The sequence below is a fragment of the Pseudomonas sp. Y3 TE3536 genome, from assembly GCF_053629175.1.
This window is the reverse complement of sequence record NZ_JBRJHU010000001.1, coordinates 165,313-181,122: the sequence shown is the minus strand read 5'-3', so window position 1 is coordinate 181,122 and position 15,810 is coordinate 165,313. Positions and strand designations below refer to the sequence as shown.

Annotated in this window: 10 protein-coding genes; 3 read left to right on the top strand and 7 right to left on the bottom strand. The window is 63.6% G+C overall.

Annotated features, from left to right (window positions below; all coding sequences use genetic code 11):
* Positions 1-8 precede the first annotated feature (8 nt).
* The 3 genes from AB7M33_RS00820 to AB7M33_RS00810 form a co-directional block, all read right to left on the bottom strand.
* Complete coding sequence (locus tag AB7M33_RS00820) at positions 9-1,220, bottom strand: nitrate/nitrite transporter (RefSeq protein ID WP_027596667.1); 1,212 nt, start codon at positions 1,218-1,220, stop codon at positions 9-11.
* 252 nt (positions 1,221-1,472) lie between these two features.
* Positions 1,473-2,048: an ANTAR domain-containing response regulator gene (locus AB7M33_RS00815; RefSeq protein ID WP_027596666.1), complete on the bottom strand. Its 576-nt coding sequence runs from the start codon at positions 2,046-2,048 to the stop codon at positions 1,473-1,475.
* An 11-nt stretch (positions 2,049-2,059) separates the two neighbouring features.
* Positions 2,060-3,274, bottom strand: a complete 1,215-nt coding sequence (locus tag AB7M33_RS00810; protein ID WP_454242278.1) for a CmpA/NrtA family ABC transporter substrate-binding protein — start codon at positions 3,272-3,274, stop codon at positions 2,060-2,062.
* A gap of 139 nt (positions 3,275-3,413) precedes the next feature.
* On the opposite strand from AB7M33_RS00810, the gene AB7M33_RS00805 reads away from it, so the two are divergent.
* Complete coding sequence (locus tag AB7M33_RS00805) at positions 3,414-4,439, top strand: quinone-dependent dihydroorotate dehydrogenase (RefSeq protein WP_027596664.1); 1,026 nt, start codon at positions 3,414-3,416, stop codon at positions 4,437-4,439.
* Between the two features lie 96 nt (positions 4,440-4,535).
* On the opposite strand, the gene rmf is transcribed toward AB7M33_RS00805, so the two are convergent.
* Entirely contained in the window at positions 4,536-4,751 is a 216-nt protein-coding gene (gene rmf / locus AB7M33_RS00800; RefSeq protein WP_003248687.1) for a ribosome modulation factor, read from the bottom strand.
* Between the two features lie 561 nt (positions 4,752-5,312).
* Here rmf and rlmKL point away from each other — a divergent pair.
* Both rlmKL and AB7M33_RS00790 read left to right on the top strand, forming a co-directional pair.
* Complete coding sequence (rlmKL, locus tag AB7M33_RS00795; protein WP_099430058.1) at positions 5,313-7,505, top strand: bifunctional 23S rRNA (guanine(2069)-N(7))-methyltransferase RlmK/23S rRNA (guanine(2445)-N(2))-methyltransferase RlmL; 2,193 nt, start codon at positions 5,313-5,315, stop codon at positions 7,503-7,505.
* Between the two features lie 94 nt (positions 7,506-7,599).
* Positions 7,600-10,005: a sensor domain-containing diguanylate cyclase gene (locus AB7M33_RS00790; protein WP_454242277.1), complete on the top strand. Its 2,406-nt coding sequence runs from the start codon at positions 7,600-7,602 to the stop codon at positions 10,003-10,005.
* A 123-nt stretch (positions 10,006-10,128) separates the two neighbouring features.
* Here the strand turns inward: AB7M33_RS00790 and dacB are convergent, their stop codons facing one another.
* From dacB to AB7M33_RS00775, 3 genes are all read right to left on the bottom strand, one after another.
* Positions 10,129-11,586, bottom strand: a complete 1,458-nt coding sequence (gene dacB / locus AB7M33_RS00785; protein ID WP_027596661.1) for a D-alanyl-D-alanine carboxypeptidase/D-alanyl-D-alanine endopeptidase — start codon at positions 11,584-11,586, stop codon at positions 10,129-10,131.
* A 197-nt stretch (positions 11,587-11,783) separates the two neighbouring features.
* Positions 11,784-12,128 carry a YggL family protein gene (locus AB7M33_RS00780; RefSeq protein WP_265970236.1) on the bottom strand — a complete coding sequence of 115 codons (345 nt, stop codon included), beginning with the start codon at positions 12,126-12,128 and terminating at the stop codon, positions 11,784-11,786.
* A gap of 12 nt (positions 12,129-12,140) precedes the next feature.
* Complete coding sequence (locus tag AB7M33_RS00775) at positions 12,141-15,803, bottom strand: ATP-binding protein (RefSeq protein WP_454242276.1); 3,663 nt, start codon at positions 15,801-15,803, stop codon at positions 12,141-12,143.
* Positions 15,804-15,810 lie beyond the last annotated feature (7 nt).

The window sequence follows — 15,810 nt, the reverse complement described above, 5'->3', positions numbered from 1 at the left end:
GGGGGGCCTCAGACCCGCGCCGCGGTCACGGCAGCCGAGCCCCAAGTGGTGCGCCAGCGCTGCTTGACGCCATGCAGGCCGAACCAGGCCAGCAAGCCCAGGCTGGCGAACAGCCACAGCCCCAATTGATAGTCGCCGGTATGTTGCTTGATGGTGCCAAGGCCCGCGGCCAGCAGGAAGCCGCCGATGCCACCGGCCATGCCGATCAGCCCAGTCATTACCCCGATTTCCTGGCGGAAACGTTGTGGCACCAACTGGAACACGGCGCCATTGCCAGCGCCCAGGCCGAGCATGGCGCTGACGAACAGCGCCAGCGCCGCCGCCGCGCTGGGCAAGTTGAAGCCTACGGCCGCGATGCAGATGGCGGCCACGCTGTACATGCCCAACAGGGTGCGAATGCCGCCAAAGCGATCGGCCAGAGCGCCGCCGAGCGGGCGCATCAGGCTACCGGCAAACACGCAGGCGGCTGTGTAGTAGCCGGCGGTAACCGGGCTTAGGCCATACTGGTCGCTGAAGTAGCCGGGCAGGGCACTGGCCAGGCCGATAAAGCCGCCGAAGGTAACGCTGTAGAAGAACATGAACCACCAGCTGTCGCGGTCACCGAGGGCCTTGAGGTAGTCGGCCATGGCTTTACGCTTGGGCCGCTCGGGCGCGTTGCGTGCCAGCAGCGCGAACACCACCAGGGTCAGCGACAGCGGGATCAGGGCGAAGCCGAACACGTTGTTCCAGCCAAAGCCTGCAGCCAAGGCGGGTGCCAACAAAGCGGCGAACACCGTGCCGGAGTTGCCGGCCCCGGCGATGCCCATGGCCTTGCCTTGGTGCTGCGGCGGGTACCACTGCGAGGCCAGCGGCAGCGAAACCGCGAACGAGGCGCCGGCAAAGCCCAGGAACACCCCTAGCAGCAAGGCCTGCTCATAACTGTGCACGCCCAGGTACCAAGCGCCAGCCAGGGCGACGATGACGATCACCTGGCCGATCAGTCCGGCGGTCTTGGGCGAAAGGCGGTCAACCAGCAGCCCCATGGCAAAGCGCAGTATTGCGCCGGCCAGGATCGGCGTGGCCACCATCAGGCCCCGTTGCTGTGCGCTCAACTGCAGGTCGGCTGCGATTTGCACCGCCAGCGGGCCGAGCAGGTACCAGACCATGAAGCTCAGGTCGAAATACAGGAACGCGGCGAACAGCGTGGGCACATGCCCGGATTTCCAGAAGCTGGTACTCATTGAACACCTCACTCGGCAAAGCAACGGAACGAAAAAGACGCCGCTACCCGGTCCACGGCTGTGGAAGGGTGAGCGACGTCTTTGTCGGGATTTAAGTGGGGCAACCGCCGTTGGCTACCGGTGATGTTTGTTCAGCAAGAGATGGGCCAAGAATTGGCTGGGACTGTCTTTAGATTTTTGGCGCCTGTCAGATCGAGCGCCGCCCGCGCGGCGCTCGATCTGACAGGCGCCAAAAATCTCATGGCGAGCACATCAACCCAGCATCTCGTGCATGGCGATGATCTGCTCGGCCACCTGGATCAGCTTCTGCTGGCGGCTCATGGCCTGGCGGCGCATCAGGGTGTAGGCCTGCTCTTCGTTGCAGTCTTTCATCTTCATCAGCAGGCCCTTGGCCTGTTCGATCCGCTTGCGTTCGGCCAGTTGCTGGTCACGCGCCAGCAACTGCGCCCTAAGGGCCTGGTCGCTCTCGAAGCGGGCCATGGCCACATCCAGAATCGGCTGCAAACGCGCAGCATGAATGCCCTCGACGATATAGGCGCTGACCCCCGCCTGGATTGCCTGGCGCATCACGCCGGGGTCATGCTCGTCGGTAAACAGCACGATGGGCCGCGGTCGGTCGCGGCTGACCAGTACCACGTGTTCCATCACGTCGCGGTCCGGTGAGTCGGTATCGATCAACACGACGTCCGGATGCACCGTTTCGACGCAGGCGGGCAAATCGATGGTCAGACCAGGGGCTTCGATCACGTCGAAACCGGCCTCGCTCAAGGCGGCCTTGAGCCGGCCCAGTTTGTTTTGAGTGTCGTCGATCAGCAGGATACGCAGCATGTTCATCCCCCTCACAGGCCAACGCGGGCTTCGGGTGTGTCGCCCAAGGCGTGCAGGCTGAAGCTGCGGGCATAGCCGTAGGGGTCACTGCCGTCCCAGCGGGTGCCGTCGATCAGCAGGCTGCTTCGCATCGGTTGCTCAAGGCACGCTATGCCCAGGGCGTCTGCCGCTTCGTGGTAAAGCGCCAGTTGCTGAACCTGGCTGGCCACGCCGAGGTAGTCGGGGTCGTCTCGCAGCAATCCCCAGCGGCGGAACTGGGTCATGAACCACATGCCGTCGGACAAATACGGCAGGTTGGCCCGGCCCTGGTCGAACAGGCGCAAAGCGTGGGGGTCTTGCCACTGGTTGCCCAGCCCGTCTTGGTAGTCACCCAGCAGGCGGGGCTCGACAGTGCTCGTCGGCGTGTCCAGGTAAGCACTGCCGCTGAGCAACTGCGCGGTGCTGCGGCGGTTCTCGGGGCTTTGCTCGATGAAGCGGCTGGCTGCGAGGATCGCCTTGATCAGGGCGCGGGCGCTGTTGGGGTACTGCTCGGCGAAGGCGCGGGCGCAAGCGAGCACCTTTTCCGGGTGGTCTGGCCAGATCGACTGGCTGGTTGCCAGGGTGAAGCCCTGGCCCTTGGCGACGGCATCCGCCGCCCAAGGTTCGCCTGCACAAAACCCGTCGATGCGGCCAGCCTGGATATGCGCGGCCATCTGCGCGGGCGGCACCACCACGCTGTCGACATCGCGCAGCGGGTGGATGCCCTGGCTCGCCAGCCAGTAGTACAACCACATGGCGTGGGTGCCGGTGGGGAAGGTCTGGGCAAAGGTCAGGCGTGCACCCTGCTGGTGCACCAGGCGCGCCAATGCCTCAGGGCTGGTCACGCCCTTGCGTTGCAGAGCCGGGGACAGGTTGATGGCCTGGGCATTCTGGTTCAGCCCCATGAGCACAGCCATGTCGCTGGCGGGCACACCGCCAATGCCCAGGTGCACGGCATAGGCCAGGCCATACAGGCAGTGCGCAGCATCCAGCTCGCCGCTGACCAGTTTGTCGCGCAGGCCCGCCCAAGAGCCCTGGCGCTTGAGGTTGAGGGTCAGGCCGTGTTGCTGGGCAAAGCCCTGGGTGGCGGCGACCACCACCGAGGCGCAGTCGGTCAGGGCCATGAAGCCAATGTTCAGGCTGGTTTTTTCCGGTGCGTCGCTGCCGTTGACCCAGGCCAGGGGCGTTGCTCGGGGTGCTGTGTTCACAAGGATCCTCGCCCGTACTGAAAAGGCAGTGTGTGGTAAGCGAAGCAACGCATGTGCCAAGCGGCCCGAGGATTTACTGTCATGCCAGCCGTGCGCTGGCTATAATCGCCCCCTCATTCACCCCGAGCCTTGCCCGCCCATGTATACCCTGGCCCGCCAGCTGCTGTTCAAGCTTTCCCCGGAAACCTCCCACGACCTGTCCCTGGACCTGATCGGTGCCGGTGGCCGTCTCGGCCTCAACGGCATGCTGTGCAAACAGCCGGCGGCGTTGCCGGTGTCGGTCATGGGCTTGAACTTTGCCAACCCGGTGGGCCTCGCCGCTGGCTTGGACAAGAACGGCGCGGCAATCGACGGCTTCGCCCAACTGGGCTTCGGCTTCGTCGAGATCGGTACCGTCACACCGCGCCCGCAACCCGGCAACCCGAAGCCGCGGATTTTCCGTCTGCCAGAGGCAACGGCGATCATCAACCGCATGGGCTTCAACAACCTGGGTGTCGATCACCTGCTCGAGCGCGTGCGGGCATCGCGCTACAACGGCGTACTGGGCATCAACATCGGCAAGAACTTCGACACCCCGGTCGAGCGGGCGGTCGATGACTACCTGATCTGCCTGGACAAGGTCTACACCGAAGCCACCTACATCACCGTCAACGTCAGCTCGCCGAACACACCGGGCCTGCGCAGCCTGCAGTTTGGCGACTCGCTGAAGCAGTTGCTCGATGCCTTGGCCGAGCGCCGTGAGCAGTTGGCAGTCACGCACGGCAAGCGCGTGCCTTTGGCGATCAAGATTGCCCCTGACATGAGCGACGAAGAAACCGCACTGGTGGCTGCTGCGCTGATGGAATCGGGCATGGATGCGGTGATCGCTACCAACACCACCCTGAGCCGCGAAGGCGTCGAGCACTTGCCTTATGGCGGCGAAGCCGGTGGCTTGTCGGGGGCGCCGGTGCTTGAGAAGAGCACCCACACGGTGAAGGTGTTGGCCGGTGAGCTGGGCGGCAAGCTGCCGATCATTGCGGCGGGTGGCATTACCGAGGGGCGCCACGCCGCCGAGAAAATCGCTGCGGGTGCCAGCCTGGTACAGATTTACTCGGGCTTCATTTATAAGGGGCCGGCGCTGATTCGCGAATCGGTCGATGCGATTGCCGCTCTGCCACGCGCATAAATCGCGGGCATAAAAAGGGCCCCATCAAGGGGCCCCTGGGCCTTCGCCCGCCGCCCGGATGGGGCGTGCTTGGTAAATCGAATTCAGTGTCCTCGATCAGCCAACGGCGTGATTTTCGTTGAGTCTATGGATGCCAGCGGTGCCAGTCATGCCGTCCCAGTTATCACCGCGACCTTCGCGCCAGCCGTTGATCCAGGCTTGGCGAACAGAAGGAAGATTGAAAGGGCAAAGTTCGCGGGATTTGCCGGTGACCCCGTATTGGTAGCCACGTGAATATGCTCTTTCCAACGGATCACGCTTAAGTCTTCTCATAGGGTGTTGCCCTCACTTGTTGACTGTAATGTCCCGTCGGCCTCTCCGAGGCCGGGCAGAGTCTTTCTGCCGGTTTGCGCTCGCTGCCGGCGTGGCGAGCTGAAGGTGCCGCCTCGTTGCGAAGCGGCCTGAGACCATTTCTAACGAATGCGCGTCACAGTGTGAATGATCAATTTGTCATAAGGACGTAACGTTTCTAAGGGTGAAGGGATAAGTAAATAAATGCGACTCAACCTTATTTGTCGCTGAGCCCGCAATGATTGGGGTTTGCCAATCATTGACGTCATTTCGCCAGCGTCGCTGCGCCATGACAGAATTATTTTGAAATGCGACGAAGGGTCACATCGGCCCCTGCATCGCTCGAATTTTTAATACTGCCTGATGATCTAAGCTGTCTTTGCCCCTGGTGAAGTGCTGGTCGGTCAGGCGGCCCGGTTGTTGCGCTGCACAATTGCGCGCAGGCAATGGCCACTCGGATGCCTGCTGGAAGGGTGTTCGGGCAAACATCGCGGGGCGATGCGTCGCCTCGTCAGTCAAATAGCCCAAGGCTCTGGAATACTCATGTCGGACCGTTTCGAAATTTACCTCACCTGCCCCAAAGGCCTGGAAGGCCTGCTCGCTGAAGAGGCCAAGGGCCTCGGCCTCGATGAAGTGCGTGAGCACACCTCGGCCATTCGCGGCGCCGCCGACATGGAAACCGCCTACCGCCTGTGCCTGTGGTCGCGCCTGGCGAACCGGGTGTTGCTGGTTCTCAAGCGTTTCAACATGAAGAACGCCGACGACCTCTACGACGGCGTCAACGCGGTTGACTGGGCAGACCACCTGGCGGCCGACGGCACCCTTGCGGTGGAATTCAGTGGCCATGGCTCGGGCATCGACAACACCCACTTCGGTGCGCTCAAGGTCAAGGACGCCATCGTCGACAAGCTGCGCAACCGCGAAGGCCTGCGCCCGTCGGTGGAAAAGATCGACCCCGATGTGCGCGTGCACCTGCGCCTGGACCGTGGCGAGGCGATTCTCTCGCTCGACCTGTCTGGCCACAGCCTGCACCAGCGCGGCTATCGCCTGCAGCAAGGCGCCGCGCCGCTCAAGGAAAACCTCGCGGCAGCCGTGCTGATCCGCGCTGGCTGGCCACGCATCGCTGCCGAAGGCGGCGCCCTGGCCGACCCGATGTGCGGTGTGGGTACCTTCCTGGTCGAAGCCGCCATGATCGCCGCCGACATCGCCCCTAACCTCAAGCGCGAACGCTGGGGCTTCAGCGCCTGGCTTGGCCATGTGCCAGCCCTGTGGCGCAAGGTTCACGACGAGGGGCAAGCGCGTGCGCAGGCCGGTTTGGCCAAGCCACCGCTGTGGATCCGTGGCTACGAGGCCGACCCGCGGCTGATCCAGCCGGGGCGCAACAACGTCGAGCGCGCGGGCCTGAGCGACTGGGTCAAGATCTACCAGGGCGAGGTCAGCACCTTCGAGCCGCGGCCTGACCAGAACCAGAAAGGCCTGGTGATCAGCAACCCGCCGTACGGCGAGCGTCTGGGTGACGAAGCCAGCCTGTTGTACCTCTACCAGAACCTTGGCGAGCGTCTGCGCCAGGCGTGCATGGGCTGGGAAGCCGCGGTGTTCACCGGGGCGCCGGAGCTGGGCAAGCGCATGGGCATTCGCAGCCACAAGCAATACGCCTTCTGGAACGGTGCATTGCCGTGCAAGCTGCTGTTGTTCAAGGTGCAGCCTGACCAGTTCGTGACTGGCGAGCGCCGTGACGCCCAGGCTGAACCCACCGATGCCCGTCGTCAGGAGCCGCAGGCCAGCGAACCGGCGCGTTTGTCGGAAGGCGCGCAGATGTTCGCCAACCGCCTGCAGAAGAACCTCAAGCAACTGGGCAAGTGGGCCCGTCGCGAGCAGGTCGACTGCTACCGCCTGTACGATGCCGACATGCCCGAGTACGCCCTGGCAGTCGACCTTTACCACGACTGGGTGCACGTGCAGGAGTACGCCGCGCCACGCTCGATCGACCCGGAAAAGGCCCAGGCGCGCCTGCTCGATGCACTGGCGGCGATCCCGCAGGCGTTGGGTATTTCCCCTCAGCGCGTGGTGCTCAAACGCCGTGAGCGGCAGAGCGGCACCCGCCAGTACGAGCGCCAAGCCACTGAGGGGCGCTTCCAGGAAGTCAACGAAGGCGGCGTCAAGCTGCTGGTCAACCTCACTGACTACCTCGACACCGGCTTGTTCCTCGACCATCGCCCGATGCGCATGCGCATCCAGCGCGAGGCCGCCGGCAAGCACTTCCTCAACCTGTTCTGCTACACCGCCACGGCCACCGTGCATGCGGCCAAGGGCGGTGCTCGCAGCACCACCAGCGTCGACCTGTCGAAAACCTACCTGGACTGGGCGCGGCGCAACCTTGCGCTCAATGGCTTCTCCGAGCGTAACCGCCTGGAGCAGGGCGATGTGATGGCCTGGCTGGAAGCCAACCGTGACAGCTATGACTTGATTTTCATCGACCCGCCGACCTTCTCCAACTCCAAGCGTATGGAAGGGGTGTTCGACGTTCAGCGTGACCATGTGCAGCTGCTCGACCTGGCGATGGCGCGTCTGGCGCCGGGTGGCGTGCTGTATTTCTCCAACAACTTCCGCAAGTTCCAGCTCGATGAGCACCTGATGGCACGTTATGCGGTGGAGGAAATCAGCGCCCAGACCCTGGACCCGGACTTCGCCCGCAACAACCGCATCCACCGGGCGTGGCGCCTGCAATTGCGTTGAGGCGACGAGGTACATTGCGCAGCTAGTGGCCAATAGCTATAACTGATGCCAGGGCAAGATAATCCGCAGGACGCTGACGTGACGAGATGGGTGTATGTCCAAGTTTGGCGTGCGTGCGAGGTTACTTGGCCTGTGCACGGAAGGCGTGTCCGCGTGGGCGGTGGCGCTGGTAGCGTTGGTGGCCGGCTGCCTGTTGTCGGCCGTCCTGGCCCTTGCCGCGCAGGCGTTCTACAAGCAGCAGTTGCGCCAGCGCTTCGAGCTGCTGGCCAGCGAGCGCTTCAGCCGCATCGCTGAGCGCTTTGACGATCAGCAGCAGCGCCTGGACGGGCTGCGGCGGTTCTTCAGCTTCTCCAACGAGGTTACCCCCCGCGAATTCGAGGGCTATGCACGGCCTTTGTTGCGCCGCACCCTGGCTTACGCTTGGGCGCCGCGGGTCGAGGCCGCGCAGCGCGCCGCATTCGAGCACAGCACCGCTACCTGGTTGGGCCAGGACTATGTGATCCGCGATCAGGATGCGCAGGGCGCTTGGCAACCGGCGCCCCTGCGTGATCACTACTTTCCTGTGCGCTTCACCCAGTCGACAGACGCGCCTGCGCTTCCTTACGGGCTTGACCTGGCTGGCAAAGGTGCGCGGCAAGCCACCCTGGCGCGTGCGTTGGAACCTGGCAGCATGGCGGTGTCGGAACCTCTGGCCATATTGGAGACTGGCGCTGTTCGGCCAGCAGCGGATGCACGCGGCCTGTTGATGGTGGCACCGGTGTTCTCCGACGCCGCCCCCCAAGGCGCGGCGGTGGGCTATGTGATGGCGTTGCTCAACCTGCGCGATCTCATCAGCGATGGCCTGCCGGCGGCGGCCGATGACAACCTGGTCGTGCGTATCGAAGACCCTTCCGGGCTGAAAGGACCTGAAGTGGTGTTCGACTCACGGAATGAGGCCGCGCCCCTGGCCCTGGCCAGCAGCCAGTTGTTGTACTTGGCTGATCACCCTTTCCAGTTGCTCATTCGGCCGAGCCAGGCTTTTCTGAAGGCCAATCACTCTTCGGCTGCACTGACCGTCGGCCTGTTGGGTGGGCTGTTGAGCGTGCTGCTCAGTGCCTTGCTCTACAACCTGTTCAGCCAGCGCCAGCGCGCCTTGACCCTGGTCGAGCAGCGCACGGCCGAGCTGCGGGTCAGCGAGCAGTCCTTGCGCGGCACCCATAACCAGCTGCGCAGCGTGCTGGATGCAGCGACCCAGGTGGCGATCATCGCCACCAACCTCAAGGGGGTGGTCAGCACCTTCAATGCCGGTGCCGAGCGCATGCTCGGCTATTCGGCCAACGAGGCGATCGGCCATTTGCGCCTCGAGGACCTGGTGTTGCCCGACGAGCTCAGCCAGCGCGCCCACGCCTTGAGCCTGCGCTACGGGCGCCACATCGCCGGCGGCCAGGCCATGTTTGCCGAAACGGTGCAGGAAAGGGGTGAAGAGCCTGGCGAGTGGACCTTGGTACGCACCGATGGCAGTCACCTTGTCGCCAACATGCTGGTTACCGCCATGCTCGATGAACAAGGGCTGTGGGTTGGCTACCTGGCCATCTGCATCGACGTCACCGAGCGGCGCCGGGTGCATGAGGCGCTGGCCGCGCGTGACCGGTTGCTGGAAAAACTCAGTGCCGAAGTGCCGGGCGGCATCTACCAGTACCGCTTGGATGCCAATGGCCATTCCTGTTTTCCGTATGCCAGCAAAGGCCTTTACGACATTTATGAGGTCGACCTGCAGCAATTGCGTGAGGATGCCACGGTGGTGTTCGAGCGCATTCATCCCGATGACTTGGAGCGCGTGCGCCGTTCGGTGGGCTATTCCGCCGACCACCTTACGCCGTGGCGCGAAGAATACCGGGTGTGCCTGCCGCGGGCGGGCTTGCGCTGGGTGCGTGGCGAGGCGACCCCGGAGGTGGGTGAGGCGGGATGTACCTTGTGGCATGGCTACCTGACCGACATCTCCGACCTCAAGGGGGTGGAGGAGGAGTTGCGTGCCCTGTCGGTGACCGATTCACTGACCGGTATCCATAACCGGCGCTATTTCCAGGAGCGGCTCAAGGCCGAGCTGGACCGCGCCCAGCGCGATGGCCTGGCGCTGGCGGTGATCATGCTCGATATCGATCACTTCAAGCGCATCAACGACCAGTTCGGCCATGCGGTGGGCGACCTGGTGCTGCGCAGCTTGTGCCAGCGCATCGGCCATCGCCTGCGGCGAACCGACGTGTTCTGCCGGTTGGGTGGGGAAGAGTTCATGGTGCTGTGCCCAGGCAGCGATGCCGAGCAGGCGCGGTTGCTGGCGCTTGAGCTGTGGCAAAGCGTGCGCAACGTCCCGATCGAGGGCGTGGGCGAGGTGACGGCGAGCTTTGGTGTGGCGGGCTGGCGGCCAGGGGAGGGGGCTGACGCGTTGTTGTTGCGGGCGGATGCCGGGGTGTATGCGGCCAAGCAGGCAGGACGGGACCGGGTCGAAGCGGAGTTGACCTGAGCCTCGTGTAGGAGCGGCCTTGCGTCGCGAACGGGCCGCAACGCGGCCCCGCACTTTATGCGTTAACACTGAAATCAGGGGGCCGCTGGGCAGCCCTTTCGCGACGCAAGGCCGCTCCTACCCTCAGTTGGCCGCAGCGCTCGCACCCAGCTTCGGCTGGCGATACAGGTCCAGTAGCACCTGGTCCAGCACCTGCGATGCGCCCCACGGTTTCGGGTCGTTCAAAATCGCCGCCACTGCCCAGGTATGCCCGTTGCTGTCACGGCTGAAGCCCGCGATGGCGCGCACGGTGTTCAACGTGCCGGTCTTGATATGGCCTTCACCGGTCATTGCCGTACGTTTCAGGCGCTTGCGCATGGTGCCGTCCATGCCCACCAGCGGCATGGAACTGATGAACTCGGCGGAGTAGGGGCTCTTCCAGGCAGCCTGGAGCAGCGCCGCCATCTCGCGGGTGCTGACGCGCTCGGCGCGCGACAGGCCGGAGCCGTTTTCCATCACCAGGTGTGGCGCGGTGATGCCCTTTTTCGCCAACCACTGGCGCACTACACGTTGCGCCGCGCGGGCGTCATCGCCATCGGCATCGGTACGGAACTGCGCGCCCAGGCTAAGGAACAGTTGCTGGGCCATGGTGTTGTTGCTGTATTTGTTGATGTCGCGGATCACTTCCACCAGGTCAGGCGAGAAGGCCCGTGCCAGCAGGCGTGCGCTCTTCGGGACGTTCTCGACGCGATCGCTGCCCTGAATGCTGCCACCCAGCTCGTTCCAGATCGCCCGCACGGCACCGGCGGCGTAGGCCGGGTGATCGAGCAGCGACAGGTAGGTCTGCGAGTTGCAGCCATCACCCAGCTGGCCGCTGACCACCACGCTGACACCATCGGCCTGTTGCACAGGGTTGTAGCGCACGTCACCGGTGCACTGCTTGGACGCCACGGCTTTGACCTGGTTGTCGATGCGGATGTTGGCAATCGGCGGTTCGACCGCGATCGTCACTTTGCCGCCATCGTTGCGGGCAACGAAGCGCAGCGCCTTGAGGTTGACAAGCAGCGAGTCGGGTTTGACCAGGAAGGGCTTGTTGACGTCACCGCCGTCATCGTTGAACTGCGGCAGGTTAGGCTGCACGAAGTGGCTACGGTCCAGCACCAGGTCACCGGTGATGGTGCGCACGCCGTTGGCGCGCAGGTCACGCATCAGCAGCCACAGTTTTTCCATGTTCAGTTTGGGGTCGCCGCCACCTTTGAGGTAGAGGTTGCCGTTGAGCACACCGTTGCTCAGGGTGCCATCGGTGTAGAACTCGGTTTTCCACTGGAAGGTCGGGCCGAGCAGTTCCAGGGCCGCGTAGGTGGTGACCAGTTTCATGGTCGAGGCCGGGTTTACCGACACATCGGCATTGAACACCGTCGCCGCGCCAGGCCCATCCAGCGGCAGCATCACCAGCGACAGCGCGGTGTCCTGCAATTTGTTGGCTTTCAGCGCCTGCTGCACCTTGGGCGGCAGGCTGGTATTGACGGCGGCGGCCTGGCTGGGCAAGGCGAAGGGCAGCAGCAGGCCGGCGAGAACGAGGGGACGGAGCGTTTTGATCATATTCAGTAAATACCCTGCGGCGAGGGAAAAGGACATTGGGGCTGTAAGAGATGATGGCCCCAGAACGTAATAGAACGCGCATTATGCCCCAAGCGTAGCCACGATGGGCCACGTTCGACGGAAAACGCCACCCACAAAAAAGGCCACCGCAAAGGGTGGCCTTTTCAGCGTTCAAGCCGCTGGGTACCGCGCAGGTATCACTCAGCCGCGTTGATCGGCTTGTCCGGATACCAGGCGTCGAGCAGTGGGCTGACTTCGATCTTGGTCAGTTCGCCACGGCCTTTGAGCCAGGCTTCGACGGCAGCGCGTTGTTCTTCGCTGACCGAACCGCGTTTGGCCGAGCACACCAGGCCGAAATCGTCACCGCCTACGTAGTCGAGGCCATTGGCGTCCATGGCTTCTGTCAGGAAGGCATCGAGGAATGCATCGATTGCCTGGTCATCCAGATCTTCCTTGAAGTCCAGGTTCAGCTCGAAGCCCAATTCCTGAAACTCGTCGACACACAGCTTTTTGCGCAGGCGACGGGAGCGGTTAGTGGCCATGAAACAATCCTCTTAGGTAATATCGCCGCGCAGTCTACCAGCTTCGGCGTTTGGCTGCCTTCCTGATTGACGTTCGTCGGTACCTGCAAGCACTCCAGCCAGGGCCATTTCCACGCGGCGCATGTGCCGTGCCAGCGCCTGACGCCTTAGCTGCCGTTGCGGGGTTGTTAAACCCATGTTTTCCAGCGCTTCGCACGCCGCCATCAGCTGCGTGGCTTCCAGCAGGCGTGCGGCACTGAGAATCTTGTGCGCCTGGTCGGCAACGGCGGCGGCGTCGTCGGGGGGCAGGTCCATCAAGATCATCAGGTCGGTGCGCAGGCTCTGGTGCAGCGCCGTGAGAAAACGTTCGCGGTCCTTTGGGTCCGGCCCGACGATCGCGCCCAGGCCATTCAGGTCAAAGGGCTTGCGTCGCCACGGCTGCCGGCTCTGCGGCTTGAGGCCGGCCAGGCGCTGGCTGAGGGTGCTCAGGCTGATGGGTTTGAGCAGGCAGTCATCCATGCCGGCATCCAGGCACTTGCGCATGACCTCGGGTTGCGCGTTGGCGGTATAGCCGAGGATGGTGCAGCGCGGTCGCCCGCGTTGCCGTTCTTCAGCACGTATCGCACTGGCCAGTTGATAGCCGTTCATGTGCGGCATGTTGCAGTCGAGCACCAGCACATCGAAGGTGCCGGCACGCCAGCTGCTCAGGCCTTCGCGGCCATCCCTGGCGCACGTATGGCCAAGGCCCAGGTAGCCCAGCTGCTGGGCCATCAACTGCAGGTTGGCGGGGTGGTCGTCGATCACCAGCACATTCAAGCGTGGATCGGGCACGTCGAGGTTCTCGATAACCGGCAGCCCGACCGACACGGCGCTGACGGTTTGCAAAGGCATCTTAAGGCGAACCTGGGTGCCAACATCCTCCAGGCTTTTGATCGTCAAGGTGCCGCCCATCATGTCGCAGAGGGTTCGGCAGATGGCCAGCCCAAGCCCGGTCCCCGCACGGGCGCCTGGGCTGTGCGGGTTGGCCTGAATGAACGGGTTGAACAGGCGCTGCAGGTCATCGGCGTGAATGCCGATGCCGCTGTCACGCACCTCCAGTTCGAGCATCGGGGAGGAGGGCGTGCCTTCGTCCTGCAAACAGACGCAGATGCGCACCTGGCCATGTTCAGTAAACTTGATGGCGTTGTTGACCAGGTTGGACAAGACCTGCTTGAAGCGCAGCGGGTCGAGCAGTGCATGGCAGCGAGCCGATGGCTCGATGATCACTTCCAGCGCCAGGCCTTTCTGCCGTGCCTGGCCATCGAAGATGCGCCCCACCGACTCGACCAGCGCCGCCAGGTCGACCGGTTCTGGCGCGAGTGACAGGTGCCCGGATTCGATGCGCACGATGTCGAGGATGTCGCCAATCAGCCCCAGCAGGTCCTTGGCCGAGTGATAGGCCAGCTCCAGGGCGGAGCGGTCCACCCGCCCTTGGTCGGCGCGTTTGACGGCCAGCTCCAGCATGCCGATGACCGCGTTCATCGGGGTGCGAATTTCATGGCTGATGGTGGCCAGGAACGTGCTCTTGGCACGGTTGGCATCCTCGGCTTGCTGCTTGGCCTGGCGCAGCTCCAGCACCAGCTGGCGGCGGTCACTGATATCGATCCAGCCGCCGATGATGCCTTGTACCTCGCCCAGCGAGTCACGGTACGGCAGTATCCAGTGGTAGATGGTCATTTCCCGGCCTTTGACCCGCAAGGGGCGATCGATGATCAGCGGAGTGCCTGCCGCCATGACCTTCAGGTAGTCAGCGTGGATCTGGCGGGTCTGCTCGCGGTCAGCGAACAGGCTTTCTTCCAGGTGCTTGCCCATGACTTCCTCGTTACAGGCCTGTACAGCCTCCAGGTAGCTGTCGTTGCAGCTTTGCAGGCAGCCCTCACGGTCACGCACATACATGGGGTGGGGGGTGCCGTTGAGCAGCGCACGCATGAACGCCAGTTGGTCGTTCAATGCCCGCTCGGCGCTTTGCCGCTGCCTGATCTGCAGGCGCAGGCGGGCATTCCAGATCAGTGCCAGCAGCAACAGAAGCGCGGTGCCCAGCAGCACTTGCCAGGCAAGCCGGCGAAATTTCTGCCAGGTGCTGTCGTCATGCAGGCTGTAGCCACGCCAGCGGTTATTGATCACCCCCAGTTCTTCCGGCGAAATGCTCAACAGCGCTTTGTCCAGAATCGAAACGAGTGTCGGCGACTGGTCGCTGGCTGCCATGGCGTAGCTGGCAGGCTCGCTGCCGACCGTGGTGCGTATGACCAGGTCAGGGTTGGCGGCCACAGCATGGTTGGCATCGATCAAGGTGGTGATCACGGCATCCACCGCGCCGCTTTTGAGCAAGGCCATGGAATAGAAGGTGCTCTCGGTTTCGATCCGGCCAATGCGCGGATAGCGCTTGGAGAGCATGACGTCCATCGCGCTGTATCGGGTAATCGCGACCCGTCGGTCCTTCAGCTGTTCCAGGGAGGCGAATTGCCCCTTGTCAGCGAGGCTGACCAGCACATAGACGCTGTCCAGGTAGGGTCGGCTGATTTGCAGGGTCTGCTTGGCCACGCCATCGGTGGTGAGCGCCGCAATTACATCCGCCCGGCCGTCCTTGAGCCGGGCGATCATGTCGGCGATACCGCTGGCACGCTGCACCTCGAAGCGCAGGCCGGTGCGCAGGCGGATGAGCTCCAGCAGGTCGGCAGTGATGCCCCTGAAATAGCCCGAACTGTCGAAGAAGGACACCGGGGCTGCCGTGTCGTCGATCGCCACGCGCATGACGGGGTGGCGTTGCAGCCAGAATTCCTCAGTCTTCGTCAGTTGCAGCTTGCGGTCGGTCAACAGCAGGTCGCTGCCTGCACTCCAGCGCTTGAAGATGCTGGTGCGCAAGGTGGCGGACTGGCTGTCGAGCGTGGCGTTCACCAGCTCCATCAGCAGCGTGTCCTGCTGGCGCACGGCAAAACTGAAGCCGATGGCTTCGTGCTTGCTGAAATTGGCAATGCGCAGGCCCGGCAGGTGGCCGCGGTTGAGTTGATAGTGGGTGGAGATGGTGTCGCCGATGAACACGTCGGCCTGGCCGAATGCCACGGCATTCAAGGCTTGGGAAGACGAGCCGAACGCCAGCAGATGGGCTTTCGGGTAGGCGCTGCCAACCTCCTGCCTTGGCAGGTAGTGGTAGAGCATGCCCAGGCGCATGTCTTCCAGGCCCATGTCCAGTGCGCGGCCTTCGTTTTCACGGGTGACCAGCACCGGTTGGTCAACCGCGTAAGGGTGCGAAAGTGCCAGGCCGTCCGTGGTTGCCTCATAGCCATTGGCGCTGCCAAGCAGGTCGATGTCACCGCGTTTCAGTGCATCGACGGCAGCCTGCCGGTTTGAAAAGCGCAGCACCCGTACCGGCAGCTGCAAGGCGAGGCCGATCAGGTTGGCATATTCGGCGGTGAGGCCTTGATAGTCACGCCCGCCACTGGTGATGTCGAAAGGCGGGTAGTCGGGTGCTGAAGTGCCCAGCACCAGCTCGTGACGGCTTTCGAGCCATTGGTGTTGTTGGGGCGTGAGCGAAAGCGGAGCTGGCTTTGCCGGTGAACGTGCCAGCAGTGCGTAGGCAGAAGCGCTGTGTTGGTGGGCCTGGGCCCCAGCGCTGAACAGCGCCAGGGCGAGTAACAGCCGGGCGAGAAGGCGCGCCATGAAACCC